The sequence below is a fragment of the Pseudomonas sp. RGM2987 genome (assembly GCF_022952855.1).
Taxonomy (GTDB): domain Bacteria; phylum Pseudomonadota; class Gammaproteobacteria; order Pseudomonadales; family Pseudomonadaceae; genus Aquipseudomonas.
The window spans coordinates 26,525-52,333 of record NZ_JALJDX010000195.1; the positions used below are offsets into that span (position 1 = coordinate 26,525).

Below are 25,809 nucleotides of genomic sequence, written 5' to 3' on the forward strand. Positions count from 1 at the left end.
CACTGCTAGGTAGAAGACCATGGCACGACTAAAAGAGATTTACCGGAAGGAAATCGCACCGAAACTTAAGGAAGAACTTAAGCTTTCGAACGTGATGGAAGTTCCGCGCGTTACCAAAATCACCCTGAACATGGGTCTGGGCGAAGCGATCGGCGACAAAAAAGTCATCGAGCACGCTGTTGCCGACCTGGAAAAGATCACCGGTCAGAAAGTCGTTGTGACTTACGCTCGGAAATCCATCGCTGGCTTTAAAGTCCGTGAAGGTTGGCCGATCGGCGTCAAAGTGACCCTGCGCCGCGAGCGTATGTACGAGTTCCTGGATCGTCTGCTGTCGATCTCCCTGCCTCGGGTTCGCGACTTCCGCGGCCTGAATGCCAAGTCCTTCGATGGTCGTGGCAACTACAGCATGGGCGTAAAAGAGCAGATCATCTTCCCGGAAATCGATTACGACAAGATCGACGCTCTCCGCGGTCTGGACATTACCCTGACCACCACTGCTCGGACGGATGAAGAAGGTCGCGCACTGCTGCGTGCTTTCAAATTCCCGTTCCGCAACTGATTGGAGTAGGAAAATGGCCAAGAAGAGCATGAAGAACCGTGAGCTGAAGCGTCAGCTCACCGTTGCCAAGTACGCCACCAAGCGTGCAGCGCTGAAAGCTATCATCGTTGATCTGAACGCAAGTCCAGAAGCGCGTTGGGAAGCTACCGTAGCCCTGCAGAAGCAGCCACGTGACGCAAGCGCCTCGCGCATGCGTAACCGCTGCCGCCTGACTGGTCGTCCGCACGGCGTGTACCGCAAGTTCGGCCTCGGCCGTAACATGCTGCGTCAAGCTGCAATGCGTGGTGACGTTCCAGGTCTGGTCAAAGCCAGCTGGTAAGCACTGTCGAAGTCTCGGCGTTCGGGATCCCAGGATCCTGACCGCCGGTGGCCTAGAAAATGAATCAAGCTCCTCACGGGGCTTGATTCATTTCTGGGGTGTGTCTAGAATACCCGGCTCGCCTGAGCCCGTGTTTTTCACGCCCGGAATTTCTCGGCGACACGTACTAGCCGAAAGGCTAATTTTTTGTGTATTAGGAGCGTCTAGCCCATGAGTATGCAGGACCCGTTAGCGGACATGCTAACTCGTATCCGTAATGCCCAGATGGCTGAAAAGTCCGTCGTAAGCATGCCATCTTCTACTTTGAAGGTAGCTGTTGCCAAAGTCCTGAAGGACGAAGGTTACATTGCGGGTTATCAGATCAGCAGCGAAATCAAGCCTCTGCTGTCCATCGAGCTGAAGTACTTCGAAGGCCGTCCGGTCATCGAGGAAGTGAAGCGCGTTAGCCGTCCAGGCCTGCGTCAGTACAAGTCCGTCGATGATCTGCCAAAAGTTCGTGGCGGTCTCGGTGTGTCTATCGTCTCCACCAATAAAGGTGTGATGACGGATCGTGCTGCGCGCGCTGCCGGTGTCGGCGGCGAAGTGCTTTGCACTGTGTTCTAAGGGGGGATAAGCATGTCACGCGTCGCTAAGAACCCCGTTAAGCTGCCAGCCGGTGTCGAAGTCAAATTCGCAGGCCAACAGCTTTCGGTGAAGGGTGCCAAGGGCACTCTGCAACTGAACATCCATTCGTCCGTTGAGATCGTTGAAGAAGCCGGTGAGCTGCGTTTCGCTGCTCGCAATGGCGATCAACAGACTCGCGCAATGGCTGGTACCACTCGTGCGTTGGTAAACAACATGGTCCAAGGCGTAAGCCAAGGCTTCGAGCGCAAGCTCCAGCTGGTCGGTGTTGGTTACAAGGCGCAAGCAAAAGGCACAGTGCTGAACCTGGCTCTTGGCTTCTCGCATCCAGTGGATTACGAACTGCCGGAAGGCATCACCGCTGAGACTCCTAGCCAGACCGATATCCTGATCAAGGGCATCGACAAGCAGCTGGTAGGTCAAGTGGCCGCCGAGATCCGCGACTTCCGTCCACCAGAGCCGTACAAAGGCAAAGGTGTGCGCTACGCGGACGAAGTCGTCCGTCGTAAAGAAGCCAAGAAGAAGTAGGGCATAGCAAATGACCGACAAAAAAGTTACTCGACTGCGTCGCGCTCGCAAAGCACGCCTGAAAATGCACGAACTCGAAGTCGTGCGTCTCTGCGTGTTCCGCTCGTCGCAGCACATCTACGCCCAGGTCATTTCGGCCGACGGCAACAAAGTCCTGGCAAGTGCCTCGACTTTGGATAAAGAACTGCGTGATGGCGCCACTGGCAACATCGACGCGGCCACTAAGGTTGGCCAGCTGGTCGCTACGCGTGCTAAAGCCGCTGGCGTCTCGCAGGTGGCTTTCGACCGCTCTGGCTTCAAGTATCACGGCCGCGTCAAGGCGCTGGCTGATGCTGCTCGTGAAGCTGGGCTGGAGTTCTAAGTTATGTCAAATAACGACCAAAAGCGCGACGAAGGCTACATCGAGAAGCTGGTTCAAGTTAACCGCGTAGCCAAAACCGTCAAAGGCGGCCGTATCTTCACTTTCACCGCGTTGACCGTGGTGGGTGATGGTAAGGGCCGTGTTGGCTTCGGCCGTGGCAAGTCGCGTGAAGTGCCTGCTGCGATCCAGAAGGCAATGGAAGCTGCTCGCCGCAACATGATCCAGGTTGATCTGAACGGCACCACCCTGCAGTACGCAATGAAGTCTGCCCATGGCGCTTCGAAGGTGTACATGCAGCCTGCTTCTGAAGGTACCGGTATCATCGCTGGCGGCGCTATGCGTGCTGTCCTCGAAGTTGCTGGCGTTCAGAACGTTCTGGCCAAGTGCTATGGCTCGACTAATCCGGTAAACGTGGTTCACGCCACTTTCAAGGGTTTGAAAGCAATGCAGTCTCCTGAATCCATTGCCGCCAAGCGTGGCAAAAGCGTCAAGGAGATCTTCTGATCATGGCTACCGTAAAAGTTACGCTGATCAAAAGCATGACCGGCCGCATCCCTAACCACAAGCTGTGCGTTAAGGGTCTGGGTCTGCGTCGCATCGGTCACACTGTAGAAGTCCTGGATACTCCCGAGAATCGCGGGATGATCAACAAGGCTTACTACATGCTGCGTGTCGAGGGTTAATCGATGAAACTCAATGATCTGAGTCCAGCGCCGGGTTCCCGTCGCGAAAAGCATCGTCCGGGCCGTGGTATCGGTAGTGGTTTGGGCAAGACCGGTGGCCGTGGCCACAAAGGTCAGACCTCCCGCTCCGGTGGCACCATTGCTCCAGGCTTTGAAGGCGGTCAACAGCCGCTGCATCGTCGCCTGCCGAAGTTCGGTTTCGTTTCCCTGAAAGCCATGGACCGCGCAGAAGTGCGTCTGTCCGAGCTGGCTAAAGTGGACGGCGACATCGTCACCGTGCAGTCCCTGAAGGATGCCAACGTGATCAACCAGAACGTTCAGCGTGTGAAAATCATGCTGTCGGGCGAAGTTGCTCGTGCTGTCACCATCGGAAAGGGAATCGGCGCCACCAAAGGTGCGCGTGCGGCTATCGAAGCAGCTGGCGGCAAGTTCGAGGAATAAATGGCTAAGCAAGGTGCTCTCTCTGCGCTCGGCAAAGGCGGTATGTCTGAACTCTGGGCTCGTCTGCGTTTTCTGTTCCTGGCGATTATCGTCTACCGAATAGGCGCACACATCCCGGTTCCAGGTATCAACCCGGACCGACTCGCGGACCTGTTTCGACAGAATGAGGGGACCATTCTTAGCTTGTTCAACATGTTTTCCGGCGGCGCGCTGGAGCGGATGAGCATCTTTGCGCTGGGGATCATGCCGTACATTTCGGCATCGATCATCATGCAACTGATGAGCGCCGTCAGCCCGCAGCTGGAGCAGTTGAAGAAGGAAGGTGAAGCTGGCCGTCGCAAGATCAGCCAGTACACCCGCTACGGCACTGTCGTCCTCGCACTCGTTCAAGCCATTGGCATGTCCATTGGTCTGGCGGGGCAGGGCGTTTCGTTCACTGCTGACTTCAGCTTTCATTTCGTTGCGGTAACCACCTTTGTGGCCGGCGCGATGTTCATGATGTGGCTGGGGGAGCAGATTACTGAGCGTGGTGTTGGCAACGGTATCTCGATGTTGATCTTCGCAGGTATCGTCGCCGGTCTTCCGAGAGCGATCGGGCAGTCTTTCGAGTCTGCGCGTCAGGGTGATATCAACATTTTCGCCTTGGTTGCCATCGGTCTGCTGGCAGTAGCGATTATCGGTTTCGTGGTGTTCATCGAGCGTGGTCAGCGTCGTATTGCTGTTCACTACGCCAAGCGTCAGCAGGGCCGCAAGGTGTTTGCTGCGCAGACCAGCCACTTGCCGTTGAAAGTGAACATGGCCGGTGTTATTCCGGCCATTTTCGCGAGCAGCATCCTGCTGTTCCCGGCTTCGTTGGGTGCCTGGTTCGGCCAGTCTGAAGGTATGGGCTGGTTGCAGGACATCTCGCAGTCGATCGCTCCTGGTCAGCCGTTGAATATTCTGCTGTTTAGTGCAGGGATTATTTTCTTCTGCTTCTTCTATACGGCGTTGATGTTCAATCCGAAAGACGTAGCGGAAAACCTGAAGAAGTCCGGTGCCTTTATTCCGGGCATCCGTCCAGGTGAGCAGTCTGCGCGCTACATTGATGGCGTTCTGACTCGCTTGACCATGTTCGGTGCTCTTTACATGACGGCCGTCTGTCTGTTGCCCCAGTTCCTGGTGGTTGCGGCAAACGTACCGTTCTACCTTGGCGGGACCTCGTTGCTGATCGTGGTCGTGGTTGTGATGGACTTTATGTCCCAAGTACAATCGCACCTCGTTTCGCACCAGTACGAATCCCTGATGAAGAAAGCCAACCTGAAGGGCTACGGCAGCGGCATGTTGCGCTGAGTAGCGTCCATAAGGTTCGAGGAGTTGGTGATGAAAGTTCGTGCATCGGTGAAAAAGCTGTGCCGCAACTGCAAGATTATTCGCCGCGAAGGTGTTGTTCGGGTAATTTGCAGCGCGGAACCGCGTCACAAACAGCGCCAAGGCTGAGTGTGATTGTGCTTTAAGCCCGGCAGCTAGTGCGCTGCCGGGTTGATTATTTGTTATTACAGCGATATTATCTCGCGCCCTATTTCTTGGCTTCCGGGGCGTAGGTAGCTGTCAATTGGAGTCCCACTGAATGGCCCGTATTGCAGGCGTCAACATTCCAGATAACAAGCATACTGTTATCTCGCTGACCTACATCTATGGTGTTGGTCGCACCACTGCACAGAAAATTTGTGCAGTTGCTGGGGTCAACCCAGCCGCAAAGATCAAGGATCTGAGCGACGAGCAAATTGAACAGCTGCGTGGCGAAGTGGCGAAGTTCACCACTGAAGGTGACCTGCGTCGCGAAATCAACATGAAAATCAAGCGCTTGATGGACCTCGGTTGCTATCGCGGTCTGCGTCATCGTCGTGGTCTGCCAGTACGCGGTCAGCGTACCAAGACCAACGCGCGTACCCGTAAAGGTCCGCGTAAGCCGATCCGCAAGTAATCGCCCCAGCGAATCGACAGGAATTTAATCATGGCAAAACCTGCTGCTCGTCCTCGTAAAAAAGTTAAAAAGACAGTGGTTGATGGCATCGCCCACATCCATGCATCTTTTAACAACACCATCGTGACCATTACCGACCGTCAAGGTAACGCTCTTTCCTGGGCTACCTCCGGTGGTTCGGGTTTCCGCGGTTCCCGCAAGTCCACCCCGTTCGCTGCTCAGGTAGCTGCTGAGCGTGCTGGTCAAGCTGCGCTGGAATACGGCCTGAAAAACCTCGACGTCAACGTCAAGGGTCCAGGTCCAGGTCGTGAATCTGCAGTCCGTGCTTTGAACGGCTGCGGCTACAAGATCGCCAGCATCACCGACGTGACGCCAATCCCGCACAACGGGTGCCGTCCGCCGAAGAAGCGCCGCGTGTAATCCAGGAGATTGTAAAGAATGGCTCGTTACATTGGTCCAAAATGCAAACTCGCTCGTCGCGAAGGCACCGATCTCTTTCTGAAGAGCGGCGTGCGCGCGATCGAATCGAAGTGCAACATTGAAGCAGCACCTGGTATCCACGGCCAACGCCGCGGTCGCCAGTCCGACTACGGCACCCAACTGCGTGAAAAGCAGAAGGTCCGTCGTATCTACGGCGTTCTCGAGCGTCAATTCAGCGGCTACTACAAAGAAGCAGCTGGCAAGAAAGGCGCAACCGGCGAAAACCTGTTGCAACTGCTCGAATGCCGTCTGGACAACGTTGTATACCGTATGGGTTTCGGTTCTACTCGTGCCGAATCCCGTCAGCTGGTATCGCACAAGTCGATCAGCGTTAACGGTCAGACCGTAAACGTTCCGTCCTACCAGGTTCGTGCTGGTGACGTGGTTGCTGTTCGCGAGAAAGCAAAGAACCAACTTCGCATTGTCCAAGCTCTCGATCTGTGTGCCCAACGTGGCCGCGTAGAATGGGTAGAAGTAGACACTGAGAAGAAGTCGGGCGTTTTCAAGAACGTTCCTGCTCGCAGTGATCTGTCCGCCGACATCAACGAAAGCCTGATTGTCGAGCTCTACTCCAAGTAAGGGCTAGAAAATAGGTGCATCCATGCAGATTTCGGTAAATGAGTTCCTGACACCCCGCCATATTGATGTGCAGGTTGTCAGTCCAACCCGCGCCAAGATCACGCTCGAGCCTCTCGAGCGTGGTTTCGGCCACACCCTGGGCAACGCGCTGCGCCGCATCCTGTTGTCCTCAATGCCCGGCTGTGCAGTAGTCGAGGCCGAGATTGACGGTGTGCTCCATGAGTACAGCGCCATCGAAGGTGTACAGGAAGACGTAATTGAAATCCTGTTGAACCTTAAAGGTCTGGCTATCAAGCTGCACGGTCGTGACGAAGTTACGCTGACCTTGTCGAAGAAGGGTTCGGGGGTGGTTACCGCTGCCGATATTCAGCTGGATCATGATGTCGAGATCGTTAACCCCGATCACGTAATCGCTAACCTGGCGTCTAACGGCGCCCTGAACATGAAGCTCACCGTAGCTCGTGGTCGTGGTTATGAACCGGCAGACTCGCGTCAGAGCGATGAAGACGAAAGCCGCAGCATCGGTCGCTTGCAGCTTGACTCTTCGTTCAGCCCGGTTCGCCGTATCGCATACGTGGTGGAAAACGCCCGTGTCGAGCAGCGTACCAACCTGGACAAGCTGGTTATTGATCTGGAAACCAACGGTACCCTGGATCCTGAAGAGGCCATTCGCCGCGCTGCAACCATCCTGCAACAGCAGTTGGCTGCGTTCGTCGACCTCAAGGGTGACAGTGAGCCAGTGGTTGTCGAGCAGGAAGACGAGATCGATCCGATCCTGCTTCGCCCGGTTGACGATCTGGAACTGACTGTACGTTCGGCTAACTGCCTTAAGGCGGAAAACATCTACTACATCGGTGACCTGATTCAGCGTACCGAAGTAGAGCTGTTGAAGACTCCGAACCTGGGCAAGAAATCCTTGACTGAAATCAAGGACGTTCTGGCCTCCCGCGGTCTGTCCCTCGGCATGCGCCTCGACAACTGGCCGCCTGCAAGTCTTAAGAAGGACGACAAGGCGACTGCCTGATCGTCGTAATCACCGAACGTTGTGTTTGGTAAGGAATGAACCATGCGTCATCGTAAAAGTGGTCGTCACCTGAGCCGCACCAGCTCGCACCGCAAGGCCATGTTCCAGAACATGGCGGTGTCGCTGTTCGAGCACGAGCTGATCAAAACTACACTGCCGAAAGCCAAAGAACTGCGCCGCGTTGCTGAGCCGCTGATCACTCTGGCCAAGACAGATAGCCTGGCTAACCGCCGTCTGGCTTTCGACCGTACCCGTTCGAAAGCTATCGTTGGTAAGCTCTTCAACGACCTGGGCAAGCGTTACGCTACCCGTGAGGGTGGCTACCTGCGCATCCTCAAGTGCGGTTTCCGCGCTGGCGACAACGCGCCTATGGCGTACGTCGAGTTGGTTGATCGTGCTACCAGCGGTGAAGCTGTATCCGCTGAGTAAGTCGGCAACATACAAAAAACCGGGCCTAGTGCCCGGTTTTTTGTGCTTGTTAGAAAGATGATTTGCCGTTTCGCCTGGCTTCGCTATTGGCAATACAACAACGTTAGATAATAGCTATCGATGTCCATGATTTAATGAATTTGGATACTGTCACTAACATGATCAATACTCCTTTCCAGCCGATTAGCCGGCAGTCCGAAGACCGACCCAGGAAGATTGAGCATGAGCCAGATCAAAACGCTTACGACCGCCAGCGGCGCTCCTGTCGCTGATAACCAGAATTCTCGTTCCGCCGGCCCGCGCGGCCCGCTGTTGCTCGACGATTTTCACCTGATCGAGAAGCTCGCTCACTTCAACCGCGAGAACATCCCGGAGCGTCGCGTGCACGCCAAAGGTTCGGGTGCCTATGGCACGTTTACCGTGACCCAGGACATCACCGCATACACCAGCGCCAAGCTGTTCGAGTCGGTCGGCAAACAAACGCCAACCTTCCTGCGTTTTTCCACCGTGGGCGGTGAGCGCGGTTCTGCCGACACCGAGCGCGACCCACGTGGCTTTGCCCTGAAGTTCTACACCGAGGAAGGTAACTGGGACATCGTTGGCAACAACACGCCGGTATTCTTCATTCGTGATCCGCTGAAGTTTCCGGACTTCATCCACACCCAGAAGCGCCTGCCACAAAGCAACCTGAAAAGCGCTCAGATGATGTGGGATTTCTGGTCGCACTCGCCTGAGGCGCTGCACCAGATCACCATTCTGTTCTCGGACCGCGGCATCCCTGATGGCTACCGGCACATGCACGGTTTCGGCAGCCATACCTACAGCCTGATCAACGCCCAAGGTGAGCGTCACTGGGTGAAGTGGCACTACAAGACCCAGCAAGGGATCAAGAACCTGGCACCGGCCGAAGCGGCACGCCTGGCGGGCACTGACCCTGATTACGCCCAGCGTGATTTGTTCAATGCTATCGAGGGCGGTGATTTCCCGAAATGGAAGGTCTGCATCCAGATCATGACCGAGGCCCAGGCTGCGGCCCACTACGAGAATCCGTTTGACGTGACCAAGACCTGGTCGCAGAAAGAGTTTCCGTTGATCGAAGTGGGTGTGCTCGAGCTCAACCGTAACCCGCTGAACTACTTTGCTGAAGTCGAGCAGGCAGCGTTTGGTCCGAGCAACATGGTGCCGGGCGTTGGTCTCTCGCCGGATCGCATGCTGCAAGGTCGTGTATTCGCCTACGCCGATGCTCACCGCTACCGTGTTGGCACCAATCACCAGCAATTGCCGGTCAATGCGCCGCGCAGCCCGGTCAATAGTTACCAGCGTGATGGTGCCATGGCGTTCGGCAGCAATGGCGGCGCGGCACCGAACTACGAGCCTAACAGCTACGTAGAGACGCCCAAGCAGGCGCCGCGTTATGCGGAACCGGCTTTGGCACTGAGCGGGGCCGCGGATCGTTACGATCATCGCGAAGACACTGACTACTACAGCCACGCCGGTGCGCTGTTCCGCTTGATGAACGATGAGCAGAGAGCCCTGCTGATCAGCAACATTGCCGGCGCCATGGGCGGTGTATCGGCGGATGTCGTTGATCGCCAGTTGCAGCATTTCTTCAAGGCGGATGCCGCTTACGGGGAAGGGATCGCGAAGGCATTGGGCGTACAGCTTAACTAAGTCTAAACGAGAAGCAGAACCGCCCTCATTAGGGCGGTTTTTGCGTTATTTCACCTGGTTTTCTCAGATTTTCTTCGCTTTTATTGCGATGGAACAGTGACCTGACGGTCAGCTTGGTTCAAACTAGGGCCTTTCAAAGCTTGTGGAGATACAGGGCGATGCAAGGTCACCCGGACGTAATCGATTACCTCAACACGTTGCTGACAGGCGAGCTGGCAGCCCGTGATCAATATTTCATCCACTCGCGGATGTACGAGGATTGGGGTTTTACCGAGCTCTACGAACGTATCAACCATGAGATGGAAGAAGAGGCGCAGCACGCCGATGCACTGATGCGCCGGATCCTGATGCTCGAAGGCACGCCGCGCATGCGCCCGGATGACCTGGACATCGGTACCACAGTGCCGGACATGCTCGCCGCCGACCTGCGCCTGGAATACAAGGTCCGCGCTGCGCTGTGCAAGGGCATCGAGCTTTGCGAGTTGCACAACGACTATGTGACCCGCGAGATCCTGCGTATCCAGCTCAACGATACCGAGGAAGACCATACCTACTGGCTTGAGAAGCAGCTGGGTCTGATCAAGTTGATCGGGTTGGAGAATTACCTGCAGTCGCAGTTCTGACGGAGTCATTGTGGGAGCGGACCCGCTCGCGATAGCGATTGAGCCATCGCAGAAATGCAAGCTGACACACCGCCACCGCGAGCAAGCTCGCTCCCACGGGAAAGCAAAAGCCCCTGCCATCGATGAGATGACAGGGGCTTTTTTCATGCCAGGATAATCAGTCCCGATCGCGCTCCAGCAACGGCTTGAGGTAGTAGCCGGTGTAGGACTGCTTCATCTCGGCCACTTGTTCAGGCGTACCCACGGCGATGATCTGACCGCCCTTGGAGCCACCCTCAGGCCCAAGGTCCACCAGCCAGTCAGCGGTCTTGATTACGTCCAGGTTATGCTCGATCACCACCACCGTGTTGCCATGGTCGCGAAGGCGATGCAGCACATCGAGCAGTTGCTGGATATCGGCGAAGTGCAGGCCGGTGGTTGGCTCGTCGAGGATGTACAGGGTCTTGCCAGTGTCGCGCTTGGACAGTTCCCGGGACAACTTGACCCGCTGGGCTTCACCGCCGGACAAGGTCGTCGCCGACTGGCCCAGCTTGATGTACGACAGCCCCACATCCATCAGCGTCTGGAGCTTGCGCGCCAGGGCCGGCACCGCATCAAAGAATTCCCGTGCCTCTTCGATGGTCATCTCGAGGGTTTCGTGGATGTTCTTGCCCTTGTACTTGATCTCAAGGGTTTCGCGGTTGTAGCGCTTGCTCTTGCAGACGTCGCACGGCACATAGATGTCGGGCAGGAAGTGCATTTCTACCTTGATCAGGCCATCGCCCTGGCAGGCTTCGCAGCGCCCGCCCTTGACGTTGAAGGAGAACCGGCCCGGCCCGTAGCCACGGGAGCGGGATTCCGGCACGCCGGCGAACAATTCGCGGATCGGCGTGAACAACCCGGTATAGGTCGCCGGGTTGGAACGCGGCGTTCGCCCGATCGGGCTCTGATCGATGTCGACGACCTTGTCCAGGTGTTCCAGGCCCTTGATGCTGTCGTGGGCAGCAGCCTCCAGGGTCGTGGCACCGTTCAGCGCGGTGGCGCTGAGAGGGAACAGGGTGTTGTTGATCAACGTCGACTTGCCCGAGCCGGAAACGCCGGTGACGCAGGTCAGCAGGCCGATGGGAATTTCCAGGTCGACGTTACGCAAGTTGTTGCCACGGGCACCCTTGAGGGTCAGCGACAGCTTCTTGTTGCGCGGCGTACGCTTGGCCGGGACCTTGATCTTCACCCGGCCCGACAAGTATTTGCCGGTCAGGGAGTCCGGGTGCGCCATGACTTCGGCAGCGGTGCCCTGGGCGACGATGTGCCCGCCATGCACGCCTGCGCCGGGACCGATGTCCACCACGTAGTCGGCCAGGCGGATCGCGTCTTCGTCGTGCTCGACCACGATCACCGTGTTACCGATGTCCCGCAAATGCTTCAGGGTCCCGAGCAACCGGTCATTGTCGCGCTGGTGCAGGCCGATGGACGGTTCGTCGAGGATGTACATCACCCCCACCAGGCCGGCACCGATCTGGCTGGCCAGGCGGATACGCTGGGCCTCGCCGCCGGACAGGGTGTCCGCGCTGCGATCCAGGGTCAGGTAATCCAGGCCTACGTTCACCAGGAATTGCAGGCGCTCGCAGATTTCCTTGAGGATTTTGTCGGCAATTTCACCGCGGCGACCGGTCAGCTTCAAGCCGTCGAAGTATTGGGTGGCGTCGCCGATCGGCAGGCTGGTCACCGCTGGCAGAGTCTTTTCACCGACCCATACGTGCCGCGCTTCGCGACGCAGGCGGGTGCCGCGGCAATCCGGGCAAGGCTGGGTGCTGAGGAACTTGGCCAATTCTTCGCGCACGCTGGCCGATTCGGTCTCGCGGTAGCGGCGCTCCAGGTTCGGCACGATGCCTTCGAACGGGTGGGAGCGCTTGACGATATCGCCGCGGTCGTTGAGGTACTTGAAGTCGACACTCTGTGATCCGCTGCCGTGCAGGATGTATTTCTGCTGGTCGGCAGGCAATTCGTTGAACGGTTTGTCCAGGCTGAACTTGTAATGGGCCGCCAGCGACCCGAGCATCTGGAAGTAATAGACGTTGCGCCGGTCCCAGCCACGGATCGCGCCTTCGGCCAGGGTCAGCTCGCCGTTGACCAGGCGCTTGGTGTCGAAGAACTGCTTCACCCCCAGGCCATCGCAGGTCGGGCAGGCGCCGGCCGGGTTGTTGAAGGAAAACAGCTTGGGTTCCAGCTCGCTGATGGCGTGGCCGCAGACCGGGCAGGCGAAGCGTGCCGAGAAGATGATTTCCTCGCCCGGTTCGTCGTCCATCGGCGCCACCAGGGCGATGCCATCGGCCAGTTTCAACGCGGTCTCGAAGGACTCGGCCAGCCGCTGCTGCAGATCCGCCCGGACCTTGAAGCGGTCGACCACCACATCGATCGAGTGCTTCTTCTGTTTATCCAGCTTCGGCAGTTCGTCCAGCTCGCACAGCTTGCCGTTGACCCGGGCCCGTACAAAGCCCTGGGCCCGCAGTTCTTCGAAGACCAGCAGGTGCTCACCCTTGCGCTCGCGGACCACCGGTGCCAACAGCATCAATTTGCTGCCTTCAGGCAAGGCCAGCACCAGGTCGACCATCTGGCTGACGGTCTGGGCTTCCAGGGGAATGTCATGGTCGGGGCAGCGGGGGATCCCGACCCGCGCATACAGCAGGCGCAGGTAATCGTAGATCTCGGTGATGGTACCGACCGTCGACCGCGGGTTATGGGAGGTCGACTTCTGTTCGATGGAGATCGCTGGCGACAGGCCTTCGATGGTGTCGACGTCAGGTTTTTCCATCATCGACAGGAACTGCCGGGCGTAGGCCGACAGCGACTCGACATAGCGTCGCTGGCCTTCGGCATACAAGGTGTCGAAGGCCAGGGATGATTTACCGGATCCGGACAGGCCGGTGATGACGATCAGCTTGTCCCGTGGCAGGGTCAGGTCGATGTTCTTCAGGTTGTGGGTACGGGCCCCACGAATCAGGATCTTGTCCAAAGTGGCCTCGCTCGGCGGGCGTCGAAAACGTAGGAGTATACGGGTAAATACTGGATGGATACACACCATTGAAAGTGAGTTTCGCGCCATACATGAAGACTGCGCGGCAAACGGTCGCCATATACCCCCTCAATCGATGGGACTGGTAGAATCGCCGCCGGTTCACATGAGGTTTTTCCATGCACGATCCCCACAGCGAACGCATGAGCAGCGGCGAGACCCGCGCGGCAAGCGGTCTGGCCCTGGTGTTCGCCTTCCGCATGCTGGGCATGTTCATGGTGTTGCCAGTACTGGCCACCTATGGCATGGACCTGGCGGGCGCGACCCCGGCCCTCATCGGTCTGGCGATTGGCGCCTATGGCCTGACCCAGGCGATTTTCCAGATTCCGTTCGGGATCATTTCCGACCGCATCGGCCGGCGTCCGGTGATCTACCTGGGGCTGGTCGTCTTCGCCCTCGGCAGTGTGCTGGCCGCCAACGCTGACTCGATCTGGGGCGTGATCGCCGGACGTATCCTGCAAGGCGCTGGGGCTATTTCCGCAGCGGTGATGGCGCTGCTGTCAGACCTGACCCGCGAACAGCATCGGACCAAGGCCATGGCGATGATCGGCATGACGATCGGCCTGTCGTTCGCGGTCGCTATGGTCGTAGGACCGTTGCTGACCCGTGCCTTTGGCCTGTCGGGCTTGTTCCTGGCGACCGGTGCCATGGCATTGGTGGGGATCCTGATCGTCGCCTTCATGGTGCCGCGCTCCACCGGGCCGTTGCAGCACCGTGAATCCGGCGTAGCCCGCCAGGCGCTGATCCCGACCCTCAAGCACCCGGACCTGCTGCGCCTGGACCTGGGGATTTTCGTGCTCCACGCCATGCTCATGTCCAGCTTCGTCGCCCTGCCGCTGGCGCTGGTCGAGAAGGCAGGACTGCCCAAGGAGCAGCACTGGTGGGTGTACCTGACGGCACTGCTGATTTCGTTCTTCGCCATGATCCCGTTCATCATCTATGGCGAGAAACGACGCAAAATGAAACGAGTTTTGCTCGGCGCCGTCATGACGCTGATGCTCACTGAGCTATTCTTCTGGGAGTTCGGCGACAGCTTGCGGGCGCTGGTGATCGGCACGGTGGTGTTCTTTACCGCGTTCAATCTGCTTGAGGCTTCGCTGCCCTCGTTGATCAGCAAGGTTTCACCGGCTGGCGGCAAGGGCACGGCAATGGGGGTGTACTCCACCAGCCAGTTCCTTGGTTCGGCGTTGGGCGGGATCCTCGGCGGCTGGTTGTTCCAGCATGGCGGTTTGTCGGTTGTGTTCCTGGGATGTGCCGCGCTGGCTGCACTTTGGCTGGTCTTTGCTGTTACCATGCGCGAACCTCCGTATGTGACGAGCCTGCGCTTGCCGTTGTCGCCCGAAGCCATCCGCGAAGCAGGCCTGACCGAGCGCCTCAAGGCCGTCGTTGGAGTAACCGATGCAGTGGTGGTCGCCGACGAAGCGGCCGTTTATATCAAACTGGACACCGAATTATTGGATCGCGCGACGCTCGAGCGCCTGGTGAACAACCCGGCCCCGACCGCGTGCGAAGCCTAGGAGAACGTTATGGCCCGTGGGGTTAACAAAGTCATATTGGTCGGTACTTGCGGCCAGGATCCCGAAGTTCGCTACCTGCCGAACGGCAACGCCGTGACCAACCTGAGTCTGGCGACCAGCGAACAGTGGACCGACAAGCAGACCGGCCAGAAGGTCGAGAAGACCGAATGGCACCGCGTGTCGATGTTCGGCAAAGTGGCGGAGATCGCCGGCGAATACCTGCGCAAAGGTTCGCAGGTGTACATCGAAGGCAAGCTGCAGACCCGCGAGTGGGAAAAAGACGGCATCAAGCGCTACACCACCGAAATCGTGGTCGACATGCAAGGCACCATGCAACTGCTGGGCGGTCGTCCACAGGGTGACCAGCAGCAAGGTGGCAACAACTACCAGCAGTCGGCTCCGCGCCAGCAGGCCCCGCGTCCGCAGTCGGCGCCACAGCCACAGCGCGAGCGTCCGGCCCCACAACAGGCCGCACCGCAACCGGCTCCGGATTTCGACAGCTTTGATGACGATATTCCGTTCTAAACGCAGCTGAAAGCTTCAAGCCCAAGAAAAAAACCGCGCTTCGTTACCAATGCGCGGTTTTTTTACGCTTGTTGATCATGCCTTGGGGTTAAGGAACTGCTCTGTGCTCACCACGCTCGCATAAGCAAACCCCAGCGCCGCCATAAACGCCGCATGCACCTGGGCGGCGGGGACAACGACGCCGTTGAATTCCAGGTCCCGGGTGGCGCAGGCATCATGGATCACTGTGACGCCATAGCCCAGGTCTGCCGCCGCACGGGTGACGCCATCGACGCACATGTGGCTCATGCTGCCGACGATGACCAGTTGCTCGATACCGTGTTGCTCAAGAATGGATTGCAACTCGGTCTCGCGGAACGAATTGACGAAGTGCTTGAGCACCACCGGTTCATCCGCCCGGTTAAGCACCTTGGCGTGCAGCTTCGCGCCGTCGGAGCCGGGTGTGAAGAACGGGGCGTCGTCGGAAGTGAACTCGTGGCGGATATGCACCACCTGGTTGCCGGCGTGGCGAAAGGCTTCGATGACCTTTGAAGCATTGTCGGCGGCGGCTTCGACATCGGCCAGTGGCCATTTTCCTTGGGGGAAGTAGTCGTTCTGGATATCGACTACGATGAGCGCTTGCTTGGACATGGAGGCTTTCCTTGATCGGATTGGATGTGCGGCCAGTATTGGCGCTCGCTATCGGTTCGAGGATTGGCCGCAACGACAATAAACGAGGGAAAACTGACAATGACGCAGCACAGGGCAGCCGCCGAGCTGGGGATCCTGGTTTATCCCGGCGCGCAATTGGCGGCGGTGCATGGGCTCACCGATCTGTTTGCCGTGGCCCAGCGGATTGCCGGCGAACAGGCCAGCGCGCAGCTGCCGCGCTTGCGGGTCAGCCATTGGCGGGCGGGGCAGGGCGAGACTCCGGCGCGCGAATTCGACAGCGAAACCGGGCCGGCCGGTCATCTGGTCGCGTTGCTGATTCCGCCATCGATTGCCGGGTTCGACGATGGCCTGGCTACCCCGGCGCTGATGGATTGGTTGCGCACGTTGCATGCCGGTGGCACGGTGTTGGGCGGGGTTTGCGTCGGTTCGATCCTGCTGGCCGAAAGCGGTCTGCTCGACGGGCGTAGCGCCACCACCCATTGGACTTCCGCCAAAAGCTTCGCCGCGCGTTATCCGGCGATCAAGCTCAACGCCGACAAGCCCATCGTCGACGACGGCGACCTGATCACTACCGCCGGGCTGATGGCCTGGTCGGAGCTGGGCCTGCGCCTGGTGGATCGCCTGCTCGGCCCGAGCATTGCCACGCGCACCGCGCAGTTCCTGGTGGTCGAGCACAGCGACAGCGCGAGCCAGTGCGGCAGCAATTTCGCGCCGATCCTCGGGCATGGCGATGGGGCGATCCTCAAGGTCCAGCACTGGTTGCAAGGCAGCGGCGCAGTGGACGTGTCTCTGGGGGCGATGGCCGAGCGGGCCGGGCTGGAAGAGCGCACCTTCCTGCGCCGGTTTCGCGCCGCCACCGGGCTCAAGCCCACCGAGTACTGCCAGCACCTGCGCGTCGGCAAGGCCCGGGCGATGCTCGAATTCACCAACGGCACCATCGACCACATTGCCTGGACCGTCGGTTATCAGGATCCGAGTGCCTTTCGCGCCACGTTCAAGAAAATCACCGGAATGGCGCCGAGCGATTATCGGGCGCGGTTTGGGGTGAGTCCGTCAGCGCTCACAAGGCCACAATAAGCCTGTTGGGGTGCAGACCCTTGAATCTTAGGGGGCGCTTCGCACCCCAGCGGGAGCAAGCTCCCTCGCCACGGGGGAGTGTTGCTTCGGACATATCGTGCAATTTGCCGGATCGTGCGGGCCTGTCGTGCAGAATGAAACAGGCCAGGTGCCATCTGATTCACCTCCAGCCCTCCGCTCCGTTGATCCTGCGTCCAACGCCGCGGCGTTGGCCTGATCTCTGCACCCCCTTTGCCCACAGCCATCGAGCGCAGGTAAAAGGACAACGCATGACGTCGGTCAATCGCAAGAAAACGGTAATGGCCCATTCGGTCAATCCTCACGCACCGCTCCATGAAGTCGAGACCAATCGGGCGCTGGCCCGCTGGCTGGCGCAGATCCTCGGATGGGACTTCGGCGGCAGTCATGACGGACAGCAAGCCGTCGGTCCAGACCTGTATTGGCTACCCACGCAAACCCTGATTGGCACCGAGACTGCGCAGCGCCTGGGCGTGCAGGGCCCGGAGGACCTGTGGGGCGGTTTCGTCGAGCATGATTTCATTTGCACCAAGGCGATTACCCACGGTCTGTTGAATAAGCATGCGGTGGCGCCAATAGGTTGGTCGCCGTTGTTTTCCAAGCTGACCCGAGGCGCGGTACTGGATGGCGTGACAGTCTTTTCGCTCAAGGATGCGCGCTTGGCCGCCGAGCACTTGCTGTACAGCGGAGCGATGCGCTTCAAGCCGATCCATGCCTCTGCCGGGCGCGATCAGCGGGTCATCACCAGCCTGGCGCAATTTGACGAGCTGGCCGCCGCGCCCGACGCCCAGGCGACGTTCAGTGATGGCGTGGTGTTGGAGCAGAACCTCAGCGAGGTCAAGACCCAGAGCGTCGGCCAGAGTTTCATCGACGGCCGGGTCCTGAGCTACTGCGGCGTGCAGCACCTGACCCGCGACAGTGAAGGGCTGGAGGTGTACGGCGGCTCGGACTTGCTGGTGGCCCAGGGTGGCTATATCGAATTGCTCAAGCTGGAGCTGCCCGACGATGTGCGTGAGGCGGTGCGACTGGCGCAGGTGTTTGATGACGCCTCCAACCAGGCCTACCCGAACTTTTTCGCGTCTCGGCGCAATTACGACATCGCCCAGGGCCTGGATGTCGGCGGCCAGCCCCGTGGCGGCGTGCTGGAACAGTCCTGGCGCATGGGCGGCGCCAGCAGCGCGGAGCTGGCGGCGTTGCAGGTGTTTGTCGAGGACCCGCAAACCTGCGCGGTGCGGGTGTCCTCGGTGGAGACCTACGTCGACCAACCGTTGCCGTCCGGGGCCCGAGAGGTGTATCGAGGCCCGGCACACAATGGCGACTTCCTTCTCAAATACGTAACGGTTCAATCCTATGACGGCTAGAAGCGAAACCATTCAGATCGAGATTGACGATGAGCGGATGGACGGGACTTTCCTGAGCCCCAAGTCGAAGGTCCCCGGCGTGCTGTTCGTCCATGGTTGGGGCGGCAGCCAGGAGCGCGACCTGGAGCGGGCCAAGGGCATTGCAGGGCTGGGTTGCGTGTGCCTGACTTTCGACTTGCGCGGCCACACCGGCGGGGCGGGGATTCCCCTGTCGCGGGTCACACGGGAAGACAATCTGCGTGACCTGCTGGCGGCCTATGATCGATTGCTGGCCCATCCGGCCCTCGATACTTCGGCGATTGCCGTGGTGGGCACCAGCTACGGCGGCTACCTGGCCTCGATCCTGACCGCGCTGCGACCGGTGCGCTGGCTGGCCTTGCGAGTGCCGGCGCTGTACCGCGACGAACAGTGGCACACGCCCAAGCGCGATCTGGACAAGGCTGACCTGCTGGATTACCGCAGCACCCTGGTGCACGCCGACACCAACCGCGCCTTGCAGGCCTGTTCGCAATTTACCGGGGATGTGCTGCTGGTGGAGTCCGAGACGGACGATCACGTGCCCCACGCCACCATCATGAGCTACCGGGCGGCCTGCCAGCAGACTCATTCGCTGACCCACCGGATCATCGATGGCGCCGACCATTCCTTGAGCGACCCCGTGTCACAACAGGCCTACACCTCGATCCTGGTGGGCTGGATCACGGAAATGGTGGTGGGGGAACGGTTGAGCATTATTCAGGAGCGGTAGTAGTGTGGTGTTTGTGATGGCCTCTTCGCGAGCAAGCCCGCTCCCACACTGAGTCTTCACTGGCCCACAAATCAGCATTCATCACAAAACCCATGTGGGAGCGGGCTTGCTCGCGAAGGGGCCAGCCCATACAACCTCTAACTCAAGGTTTCACTTGACCCCAGGCTTGACCCGCAACGCCTTGGCCTTCGCCTCGATCACCAAATACATCACCACCGTGATCAACAACGGCAGGATGAAATAGATCGCCCGATAAGCAATCAACCCCGCCAGCAGGCTGCCCCGCGACACTTCATGCTGCAGCAAGGCAATGAACACCGCCTCCAACACCCCAAGCCCCGCCGGAATATGGGTGATGACCCCGGCAATACTGCTGATCAGCAATACCCCGAGCACCACCGGGTAATCCAGTTTGCTCGGCAGCAAAGTGAATATGACGGCCGCCATCAACGACCAGTTGAGCGCCCCCAGTGCCAGTTGCAAGATCGCCATGCGCAGCGATGGCAGGTTGATTTCCATGCCTCGAATGGTCCAGGCCCGGCGTTTGGAGAAGCGGCAGGCCAGCAGATACCCGGCGCTCGCCAGCAGCAACAGCACGCCCACACCCTGCAACGCACCGCTGCTCAGTTTCCAGCCGGGTGGCATGGTCACCAGGCCGCTGCTGAACACCACGCCGGCCAGGGTCATGTAGCCGAACCAATTCGTCGCCAGGCTCAGCCCGAGGATCTTGGCGATGTTCCCGGTGCTGACCCCCAGTCGTGAATACAGCCGATAGCGCATGGCGATGCCGCCGACCCAGGCGCTGAGGTTGAGGTTGAAGGCGTAACTGATCACCCCCACCGGCAGGATCTGTCGCCAACCGAGTTTCTGGCGGATGTAGGTGCGGCCAATCAAGTCGAAGCAGGCGTAGGTGATGAAGCTGATGATGGTCAACCCAGCGGCGATGATCAGCGTGCGCACTTTGAAATCGGCCAGGGTATCGAACACTTCCGACCAGTCGATGCGTCGGGCCAGGGTCGTGAACAGTACGATCAGCAGCAGGAAGAAGGCCAGGGTCAGCGGTCTTTTCCAGCGGCTCCAGCGGGAGGTGGGCTTGGCCTGGTCCGGCGCTCGGCTGTCCCTTGGCGCGGTCTGCGCTTCAGAGTGGTTCATGGGGTTCGCTCCGGACCGCCGTCGGCGGCGAAAAAGGTTTCAGACGCGGTTTATGGGCCGGCAGCCATCCGGCCCAGGCCGGGAAGTGGCGCAAGAAGTGGAACACCATGAAACCGATGGTCATGCGCCAGATCAGGCCGCGTGGGGCCTGGGCTTCGCGCATGACGGTGCAATGGTTGCGGCACAGGTAATCGAGGCGCTCGTGCAACTGGCGGTTGAACGCACGGTCGCGGATCAGCACGTTGGCTTCCAGGTTCAACGACAGGCTCAGGGGGTCGAGGTTGCTCGATCCCACGGTGCTCCAGTCCTCGTCCACCAGGGCGACCTTGCCGTGCAGCGGCCGTTCGCAGTATTCGTAGATCACTACACCGGCCTTGAGCAGGTAGCTGTAGAGCATCCGCGCCGCGAGCTTGGCGATCATCATGTCCGGCTGGCCCTGCAGGATCAGGCTGACTTCCACGCCACGTCGCGCCGCATTACGCATCTCCCGCAGTAGTCGATAACCCGGGAAGAAATAGGCGTTGGCGATCATCACCCGGCGCTGGGCGCTGCGCAGCACTTGCAGGTAGACCTCTTCGATGTCGGTCTGGTGATCATGGTTGTCGCGGTAGACCAGGCGCACCTGGCCGTCGTGATCGCTGAAGGCTAACTCGCTGCGTCGACTGCGGCGTCGCTGCCACCAGTATTTGGCCCGCGATGGCCGACCGCTCTGTAACAGCGCGAAGTGATGGATGTCCACCACCGCCGGGCCTTTGATCTCCACCGAATAATCCTGCTTGGCCTCGGGGCCGAAGTCGCCGAGATGGTCGGCGGAAAAGTTGATCCCGCCGATAAACGCAATCACCCCGTCCACCACCACGACCTTGCGATGCAGACGGCGGAACCAGTTGGTGCGGATCCCCAGATGCCGGGGCGCCGGGTCGAACATCTGCAAGCGCACCCCGGCGTCGCTCAACGAGGTCAGGAATCCGGTGCTCAGCTCACCGCAGCCAAAGCCGTCGAGGCTGACCGTGATGCGCACGCCGCGCTGGGCGGCGTCTATCAGCAAGTCACGCAGTTCGTAGCCGACCTTGTCCTCGAACAGGATGAAGGTCTCCAGCAGGATCTCAGTCTGCGCCCTACGGATGGCCTCGAAGACCCGGGGGAAGTATTCCTCGCCGTTCTCCAGCAGCGTGACGCGGTTATTGCCGTGCCAGCCGTATTCGATATCGACCAGCGCCGGGTCGCGCTCGGTGGGCGTTGCCTCGACCTGTTCCACCGTCGCCTTGTTCATCGTCGCGCTCATAATTCGATCTCCACCGACAGCGGTGCATGGTCAGAAAGGTGCGACCAGGGGCGTACGCTCAACACCTTGGGTTGCAAAGCCTTGAGGTTGCGCACGTAGATGCGGTCCAGGCGCAGCACCGGCAGGCGCGCCGGAAAACTGCGGGCCGGCTTGCCCCAGTGTTCGGCGAACACCTCGCGCAGGCCGCAGGGTTCGAGCAAGTCGCTGGCCTTGCCGCGCCAATCGTTGAAGTCGCCGGCGACGATCACCGGGGCATCGGGCGGTAGTTCGCTCAAGCGTCGGCAGAGCAGTTTGAGTTGCTCGACCCGATGGCCTTCGCGCAGCCCCAGGTGCACGCAGATCGCATGGACTTGCTGGCCTTCGGCGCCGCCCGGCAGTCTCAGCACGCTGTGGAGCATGCCGCGGCTTTCGTGGCCGCTGATGGAGACGTCGAGGTTGTCGTGGCGAATGATCTGGAATTTCGACAGCAGGGCGTTGCCATGGTCGCCTTCCGGGTACACCGCGTTGCGTCCATAGGCAAACTGCGGCCAGAGGCTGTCGGCGAGGAATTCGTATTGCGGCATGCTCGGCCAGTTGCTGTAGCGTTGGGGGTGATGTTCGTGAGTGCCGTGGACTTCCTGCAGGAACACCACGTCGGCGGCCACGCTGCGCACCGCTTCGCGCAGTTCCGGGAGAATGAAACGGCGGTTCAGGGCGGTGAAGCCTTTGTGGGTGTTGACCGTCAGCACTGTGAAGCGATTGACCGGGGCAAGGTCCTGGCTCATTGGCTGGAGCGGCTCGCGGGTGGTCTCGGTGGACTGGCGGGTGCTCATGGCAACACCCCCTCGGCCGGGCTTACCCCGGGTGCGGTGGCGAGGTCTTTGTCGAGTTCGAAGCGGTGCAGCAAGTGACGCGCGTCATAGGGCGCGCGGACCTTGATGTCGTTGTCGAAGTAGCAGAACACCTCGCGGTTCTTGCGCGCCCGGGGCTTCTTTTTCGGGTCGATCAGTTGCGCGTCGTCCGGTTGCGTGCCGTGGCTCCAGGCCTCGATCCGATTACCCCAGCGTTTCAGTGCCTGGTCGGTGTAGCCGCTGGCGTACAGCTCTTCGGCGCCGTGCAGCCGTATGTAGACAAAATCGCTGGTGACGTCTTCGCGATAGGGCCATTTGCCGGCGGTGTCGGCGATCACCAGGGCCACGTCGTAGCGCCTGAGCAGGGTCACGAACAGCGGATCGACGAAGCTCTCATGGCGGATCTCGACAGCATGGCGCAACGGGCGTTTTTTATCGGCGTGGGTGCTGGCGTGGCCGTCCAGGCGCGGTTCGTGCTCGCGGGCCAGGGCTGCGGCGCCTTCGGTGTCGTGGGGCAGTTGCTTGAGGAAGTCTTCGAACAGCTCGGGGTCGAATTTGAAGCTCGGTGGAAACTGCCAGAGGATCGGGCCGAGTTTTTCCTTGAGCTCCAAAATGCCGGAGGCGAAGAAATTCGCCATTGGCTTGTGCACGTCACGCAGGCGCTTGATGTGGGTGATGAAGCGCGGGGCCTTGACGCTGAAAATGAAGCCGGGCGGCGTCTCGGCGTACCACTGGGCATACCGTTCGGGGCGTTGAAGGGCGTAGAACGATCCATTGATTTCGATGCTGTTGACTGCTCGCGAGGCGAATTGCAGTTCCCGCTTCTGGGTCAGCCCCTTGGGGTAGAAATCCCCCCGCCAAGGCGTGTAGCGCCAACCGGAAATGCCAATGTGGATCGCCGTCATGTGTCCTCCCGTGCCAATGACCTCGTACTGCCTGTGTCTTGTGATGACTGTCGGGCGGGGTGGAAAGTTTCGCTGGAATGCTCGGCGGCAAGGGTTGGTGAGGTCCTCGTGGCGAGGGAGCTTGCTCCCGCTGGGCTGCGCAGCAGCCCCAAAAATCAGGGCCGCTACGCGCCCCAGCGGGAGCAAGCTCCCTCGCCACAGGATCCTGTGTTGATCTCTCCAGCGAACTTGGCCGCCCGATCGGGATCAGTTCCTTACCGCCCCCTGCATAGGAGCCTCGCGTTTTGTCTCGATTGACTGCTGCATTGCTGCTGGTCCTGCTGACACTGACCGGCAACGTCGCCTTCGCAACGGCCGCCGTTCCCGGCACGCCCGCCCCCAGCGAAACCCCCGCCGAACCCGAGCCGCTGGTGCAGGGCGGATTGCTCGGCGCCATCAGCTCGAGCATCGACGACGTCCAGGACAAACTCGACCTGAACCAGAGCCTGGTGGATGCCTGGCGCCTGCGGGCGGATCGGGCGGCGGATGAAGTGGACCGGTTGGTGGACCAGACGTCGCGTTCTTCCTGGCGGGTGGCCGGGGATTTCCTGTTGCTGTCCGGCGTCTGGCTGGGGACGTTTGCGCTGCTTTGGACGGGCGCCCGCCTGCTGATGCGGCGCCTCGGCCCGGGGCGTTGGCTGCGTAGCCGCCAGCGCATCCGCGACCTGCTTGGTTACTTGTTGCCCTACACGGTCCCGGCATTGGTCTGCCTGCCGCTGACGCTGTACGTCAGCCACTTCTTGCAGGTTTCGGTCGGGCGCGCCCTGGCGCTGTGCTTCGCCTACGCCACCAGCAGCGGTATTTTCTCCACCTCGGTGCTGCTCTGCGTGATCGTGATGTTCAACGCCGGGCACAAGCGCCGGGCGGTGGCAATTATCCGCCGCTTCAGTCCGCGACCGTTGTTCCTGATCGGCTTCCTCGCGGCCCTCAGCGATGCGCTGACCAGCCCGCAGATCGCCCGGCAGCTGGGTGGCAATATCACCAGCAGCGTCGCGGTGTTCACCGGCTTGCTCGCTTCGGTGATCTTTGGCTGGCTGGTGATCCGCATGCGCCGTCCGGTGGCGCACCTGATCCGCAACCGGCCGCTGGCGCAACGCCTGAAACAGCCGGCCTTGCAGGAATCGCTGCGGATTTTCTCCGGGTTGTGGAACTGGCCGATCCTGTTGATGGTGCTGGTCTCGGCGGTCAGCCTGATCGGCGTCGGCGAGGACAACCAGAAGGCCCTGCGCTGTGCGTTGTTCACCACCATCCTGCTGATCGCCACGGTGTTTCTCAGTACCGTGTTCCAGCATGTGTTCAAGTCCCCCCGTTTTGAGGCGATCCAGCGCAACAGCGCCTACAAGAGCCGGTTGCTGAGCCTGGTGCATGCCTTGCTGCGGATCGTCATGGCGGTGGCGTTCATTGAAATCCTCGGGCGGATCTGGGGGATTTCTCTGTTCGAATTCGCCTCGCGCAATGCCGTGGGCCGGGCGATCAGTGATTCATTGAGTCGCATCGGCCTGATCTTCCTGGTGACGTGGCTGATGTGGGTGGTGCTCGACACGGCCATCCAGGAGGCCTTGAAGCCGCCGCTCAACAAACGCGGGGCCCGGCAGCCGAGCACGCGGATCAAGACCATCCTGCCGTTGTTGCGCAACGCCGCGAAAATCATCCTGGTGGTGATCTGCGCGATCACCACCATGGCCAACCTGGGCATCAATGTCGCGCCGCTGCTGGCCGGCGCCGGGGTGGTGGGTCTGGCGATCGGCTTCGGTTCGCAGCAACTGGTGCAGGACGTGATCACCGGGTTGTTCATCATCATCGAAGACACGCTGTCCATCGGCGACTGGGTGGTGCTCGATTCCGGTCACGCCGGCACCGTCGAGGGCCTGACCATCCGCACCCTGCGCCTGCGCGACGGCAAGGGCTTCGTGCATTCGGTGCCGTTCGGCCAGATCAAGGCAGTGACCAACCAATCGCGGCAATTCGCCTTCGCGTTCTTCTCGGTGCAGTTCACCTACGACACCGATGTGGACCAGGCCATCGAACTGATTCGCGAAGCCGGGCGCTCGATCTCCGAAGACCCGTTCCTCAAGTTCAACCTGCAAGGGCCGTTGGATGTGTTTGGCGTGGACCGGATGGACCTCAACGGTGTGGTGCTCACGGCGCAGTTCCGAACCGTGTCCGGCGGGCAATATGCGGTGAGCCGGGCGTTCAACCAGCGTTTGAAGAAGCTGGTGGATGAAAGCCCGGCGGTGCATTTTGCGCAGACTTATCCACAGCAGGTGATGATGCCGCAGCGGTTGGTCGGGGAGTCGAAGGTGGGGGATGGGGTGTCTGGTCAACCGCAATAATCGCTAAGTCGGTTGGCGAGGCTTATGGCCCTTTC

Annotated in this window: 29 protein-coding genes; 23 read left to right on the forward strand and 6 right to left on the reverse strand. The window is 60.0% G+C overall.

Going from position 1 to position 25,809, the window contains the following annotated elements:
- The first annotated feature begins 19 nt into the window (after positions 1–19).
- The 17 genes from rplE to bfr all read left to right on the forward strand — a co-directional run bounded on the left by rplE (position 20) and on the right by bfr (position 10,281).
- Positions 20–559, forward strand: a complete 540-nt coding sequence (gene rplE, locus RGM2987_RS14150) for a 50S ribosomal protein L5 (protein WP_030140492.1) — start codon at positions 20–22, stop codon at positions 557–559.
- 13 nt (positions 560–572) lie between these two features.
- Complete coding sequence (gene rpsN / locus RGM2987_RS14155; RefSeq protein ID WP_003186042.1) at positions 573–878, forward strand: 30S ribosomal protein S14; 306 nt, start codon at positions 573–575, stop codon at positions 876–878.
- Positions 879–1,088: 210 nt separating this feature from the next.
- Positions 1,089–1,481 (forward strand): 30S ribosomal protein S8, encoded by a 393-nt coding sequence (gene rpsH, locus RGM2987_RS14160; protein ID WP_003186040.1) that lies wholly within the window; start codon positions 1,089–1,091, stop codon positions 1,479–1,481.
- A 12-nt stretch (positions 1,482–1,493) separates the two neighbouring features.
- Entirely contained in the window at positions 1,494–2,027 is a 534-nt protein-coding gene (gene rplF / locus RGM2987_RS14165) for a 50S ribosomal protein L6 (protein WP_003186039.1), read from the forward strand.
- A 10-nt stretch (positions 2,028–2,037) separates the two neighbouring features.
- Positions 2,038–2,388 (forward strand): 50S ribosomal protein L18, encoded by a 351-nt coding sequence (rplR, locus tag RGM2987_RS14170; protein WP_003186037.1) that lies wholly within the window; start codon positions 2,038–2,040, stop codon positions 2,386–2,388.
- Positions 2,389–2,391: 3 nt separating this feature from the next.
- Positions 2,392–2,892 carry a 30S ribosomal protein S5 gene (gene rpsE / locus RGM2987_RS14175; RefSeq protein ID WP_003186035.1) on the forward strand — a complete coding sequence of 167 codons (501 nt, stop codon included), beginning with the start codon at positions 2,392–2,394 and terminating at the stop codon, positions 2,890–2,892.
- Positions 2,893–2,894: 2 nt separating this feature from the next.
- Positions 2,895–3,071, forward strand: coding sequence for a 50S ribosomal protein L30 (gene rpmD, locus RGM2987_RS14180; protein ID WP_003186033.1), 177 nt, complete (start codon positions 2,895–2,897; stop codon positions 3,069–3,071).
- A gap of 3 nt (positions 3,072–3,074) precedes the next feature.
- Positions 3,075–3,512: a 50S ribosomal protein L15 gene (gene rplO / locus RGM2987_RS14185; protein WP_003186032.1), complete on the forward strand. Its 438-nt coding sequence runs from the start codon at positions 3,075–3,077 to the stop codon at positions 3,510–3,512.
- Positions 3,513–4,841, forward strand: coding sequence for a preprotein translocase subunit SecY (gene secY, locus RGM2987_RS14190; RefSeq protein ID WP_003186029.1), 1,329 nt, complete (start codon positions 3,513–3,515; stop codon positions 4,839–4,841). It abuts the gene before it with no gap.
- Positions 4,842–4,871: 30 nt separating this feature from the next.
- A complete protein-coding gene (gene rpmJ / locus RGM2987_RS14195; protein ID WP_002555468.1) occupies positions 4,872–4,988 on the forward strand; it encodes a 50S ribosomal protein L36 in 117 nt (38 codons plus the stop codon).
- Positions 4,989–5,118: 130 nt separating this feature from the next.
- Complete coding sequence (rpsM, locus tag RGM2987_RS14200) at positions 5,119–5,475, forward strand: 30S ribosomal protein S13 (protein ID WP_003194635.1); 357 nt, start codon at positions 5,119–5,121, stop codon at positions 5,473–5,475.
- Positions 5,476–5,505: 30 nt separating this feature from the next.
- The gene (gene rpsK, locus RGM2987_RS14205) at positions 5,506–5,895 is read left to right on the forward strand and encodes a 30S ribosomal protein S11 (RefSeq protein ID WP_002555466.1); all 390 of its coding nucleotides are present in this window, start codon (positions 5,506–5,508) and stop codon (positions 5,893–5,895) included.
- 18 nt (positions 5,896–5,913) lie between these two features.
- Positions 5,914–6,534, forward strand: coding sequence for a 30S ribosomal protein S4 (rpsD, locus tag RGM2987_RS14210; RefSeq protein ID WP_003176404.1), 621 nt, complete (start codon positions 5,914–5,916; stop codon positions 6,532–6,534).
- Positions 6,535–6,556: 22 nt separating this feature from the next.
- Positions 6,557–7,558 (forward strand): DNA-directed RNA polymerase subunit alpha, encoded by a 1,002-nt coding sequence (rpoA, locus tag RGM2987_RS14215; RefSeq protein WP_003186012.1) that lies wholly within the window; start codon positions 6,557–6,559, stop codon positions 7,556–7,558.
- Between the two features lie 42 nt (positions 7,559–7,600).
- Positions 7,601–7,987: a 50S ribosomal protein L17 gene (gene rplQ / locus RGM2987_RS14220; RefSeq protein ID WP_003186009.1), complete on the forward strand. Its 387-nt coding sequence runs from the start codon at positions 7,601–7,603 to the stop codon at positions 7,985–7,987.
- A gap of 222 nt (positions 7,988–8,209) precedes the next feature.
- The gene (locus RGM2987_RS14225; RefSeq protein ID WP_245142155.1) at positions 8,210–9,658 is read left to right on the forward strand and encodes a catalase; all 1,449 of its coding nucleotides are present in this window, start codon (positions 8,210–8,212) and stop codon (positions 9,656–9,658) included.
- A 158-nt stretch (positions 9,659–9,816) separates the two neighbouring features.
- Positions 9,817–10,281 carry a bacterioferritin gene (gene bfr / locus RGM2987_RS14230; RefSeq protein ID WP_215000980.1) on the forward strand — a complete coding sequence of 155 codons (465 nt, stop codon included), beginning with the start codon at positions 9,817–9,819 and terminating at the stop codon, positions 10,279–10,281.
- A gap of 157 nt (positions 10,282–10,438) precedes the next feature.
- On the opposite strand, the gene uvrA is transcribed toward bfr, so the two are convergent.
- Positions 10,439–13,273, reverse strand: a complete 2,835-nt coding sequence (gene uvrA / locus RGM2987_RS14235; protein WP_245142158.1) for an excinuclease ABC subunit UvrA — start codon at positions 13,271–13,273, stop codon at positions 10,439–10,441.
- Positions 13,274–13,452: 179 nt separating this feature from the next.
- On the opposite strand from uvrA, the gene RGM2987_RS14240 reads away from it, so the two are divergent.
- Both RGM2987_RS14240 and RGM2987_RS14245 read left to right on the forward strand, forming a co-directional pair.
- On the forward strand, positions 13,453–14,850 hold the full coding sequence (locus RGM2987_RS14240; RefSeq protein WP_245142160.1) for an MFS transporter: 1,398 nt from the start codon (positions 13,453–13,455) through the stop codon (positions 14,848–14,850).
- Between the two features lie 9 nt (positions 14,851–14,859).
- Entirely contained in the window at positions 14,860–15,375 is a 516-nt protein-coding gene (locus tag RGM2987_RS14245) for a single-stranded DNA-binding protein (RefSeq protein ID WP_024778338.1), read from the forward strand.
- Between the two features lie 75 nt (positions 15,376–15,450).
- Here the strand turns inward: RGM2987_RS14245 and RGM2987_RS14250 are convergent, their stop codons facing one another.
- Positions 15,451–16,005, reverse strand: coding sequence for a cysteine hydrolase family protein (locus tag RGM2987_RS14250; RefSeq protein WP_245142163.1), 555 nt, complete (start codon positions 16,003–16,005; stop codon positions 15,451–15,453).
- A gap of 99 nt (positions 16,006–16,104) precedes the next feature.
- Between RGM2987_RS14250 and RGM2987_RS14255 the strand changes: the two genes are divergently transcribed.
- The 3 genes from RGM2987_RS14255 to RGM2987_RS14265 all read left to right on the forward strand — a co-directional run bounded on the left by RGM2987_RS14255 (position 16,105) and on the right by RGM2987_RS14265 (position 19,230).
- Positions 16,105–17,103, forward strand: a complete 999-nt coding sequence (locus RGM2987_RS14255) for a GlxA family transcriptional regulator (protein WP_245142165.1) — start codon at positions 16,105–16,107, stop codon at positions 17,101–17,103.
- Between the two features lie 269 nt (positions 17,104–17,372).
- Positions 17,373–18,482, forward strand: coding sequence for a DUF3182 family protein (locus RGM2987_RS14260; RefSeq protein ID WP_245142168.1), 1,110 nt, complete (start codon positions 17,373–17,375; stop codon positions 18,480–18,482).
- On the forward strand, positions 18,472–19,230 hold the full coding sequence (locus tag RGM2987_RS14265; RefSeq protein WP_245142171.1) for an alpha/beta fold hydrolase: 759 nt from the start codon (positions 18,472–18,474) through the stop codon (positions 19,228–19,230). Before RGM2987_RS14260 ends, RGM2987_RS14265 begins: the two co-directional genes overlap by 11 nt.
- 150 nt (positions 19,231–19,380) lie before the next feature.
- Here the strand turns inward: RGM2987_RS14265 and RGM2987_RS14270 are convergent, their stop codons facing one another.
- The 4 genes from RGM2987_RS14270 to RGM2987_RS14285 are packed head-to-tail and all read right to left on the reverse strand — an operon-like array spanning position 19,381 to position 23,402.
- The gene (locus RGM2987_RS14270) at positions 19,381–20,382 is read right to left on the reverse strand and encodes a lysylphosphatidylglycerol synthase domain-containing protein (protein WP_245142173.1); all 1,002 of its coding nucleotides are present in this window, start codon (positions 20,380–20,382) and stop codon (positions 19,381–19,383) included.
- Positions 20,369–21,670 carry a cardiolipin synthase ClsB gene (clsB, locus tag RGM2987_RS14275; protein WP_245142186.1) on the reverse strand — a complete coding sequence of 434 codons (1,302 nt, stop codon included), beginning with the start codon at positions 21,668–21,670 and terminating at the stop codon, positions 20,369–20,371. Before clsB ends, RGM2987_RS14270 begins: the two co-directional genes overlap by 14 nt.
- A complete protein-coding gene (locus tag RGM2987_RS14280) occupies positions 21,664–22,431 on the reverse strand; it encodes an endonuclease/exonuclease/phosphatase family protein (RefSeq protein WP_245142188.1) in 768 nt (255 codons plus the stop codon). The genes clsB and RGM2987_RS14280 overlap by 7 nt, the downstream gene beginning before the upstream one ends.
- A 44-nt stretch (positions 22,432–22,475) precedes the next feature.
- On the reverse strand, positions 22,476–23,402 hold the full coding sequence (locus RGM2987_RS14285) for a DUF72 domain-containing protein (RefSeq protein WP_245142176.1): 927 nt from the start codon (positions 23,400–23,402) through the stop codon (positions 22,476–22,478).
- A 305-nt stretch (positions 23,403–23,707) separates the two neighbouring features.
- Between RGM2987_RS14285 and RGM2987_RS14290 the strand changes: the two genes are divergently transcribed.
- The gene (locus RGM2987_RS14290) at positions 23,708–25,774 is read left to right on the forward strand and encodes a mechanosensitive ion channel family protein (RefSeq protein WP_245142191.1); all 2,067 of its coding nucleotides are present in this window, start codon (positions 23,708–23,710) and stop codon (positions 25,772–25,774) included.
- Positions 25,775–25,809: the final 35 nt, after the last annotated feature.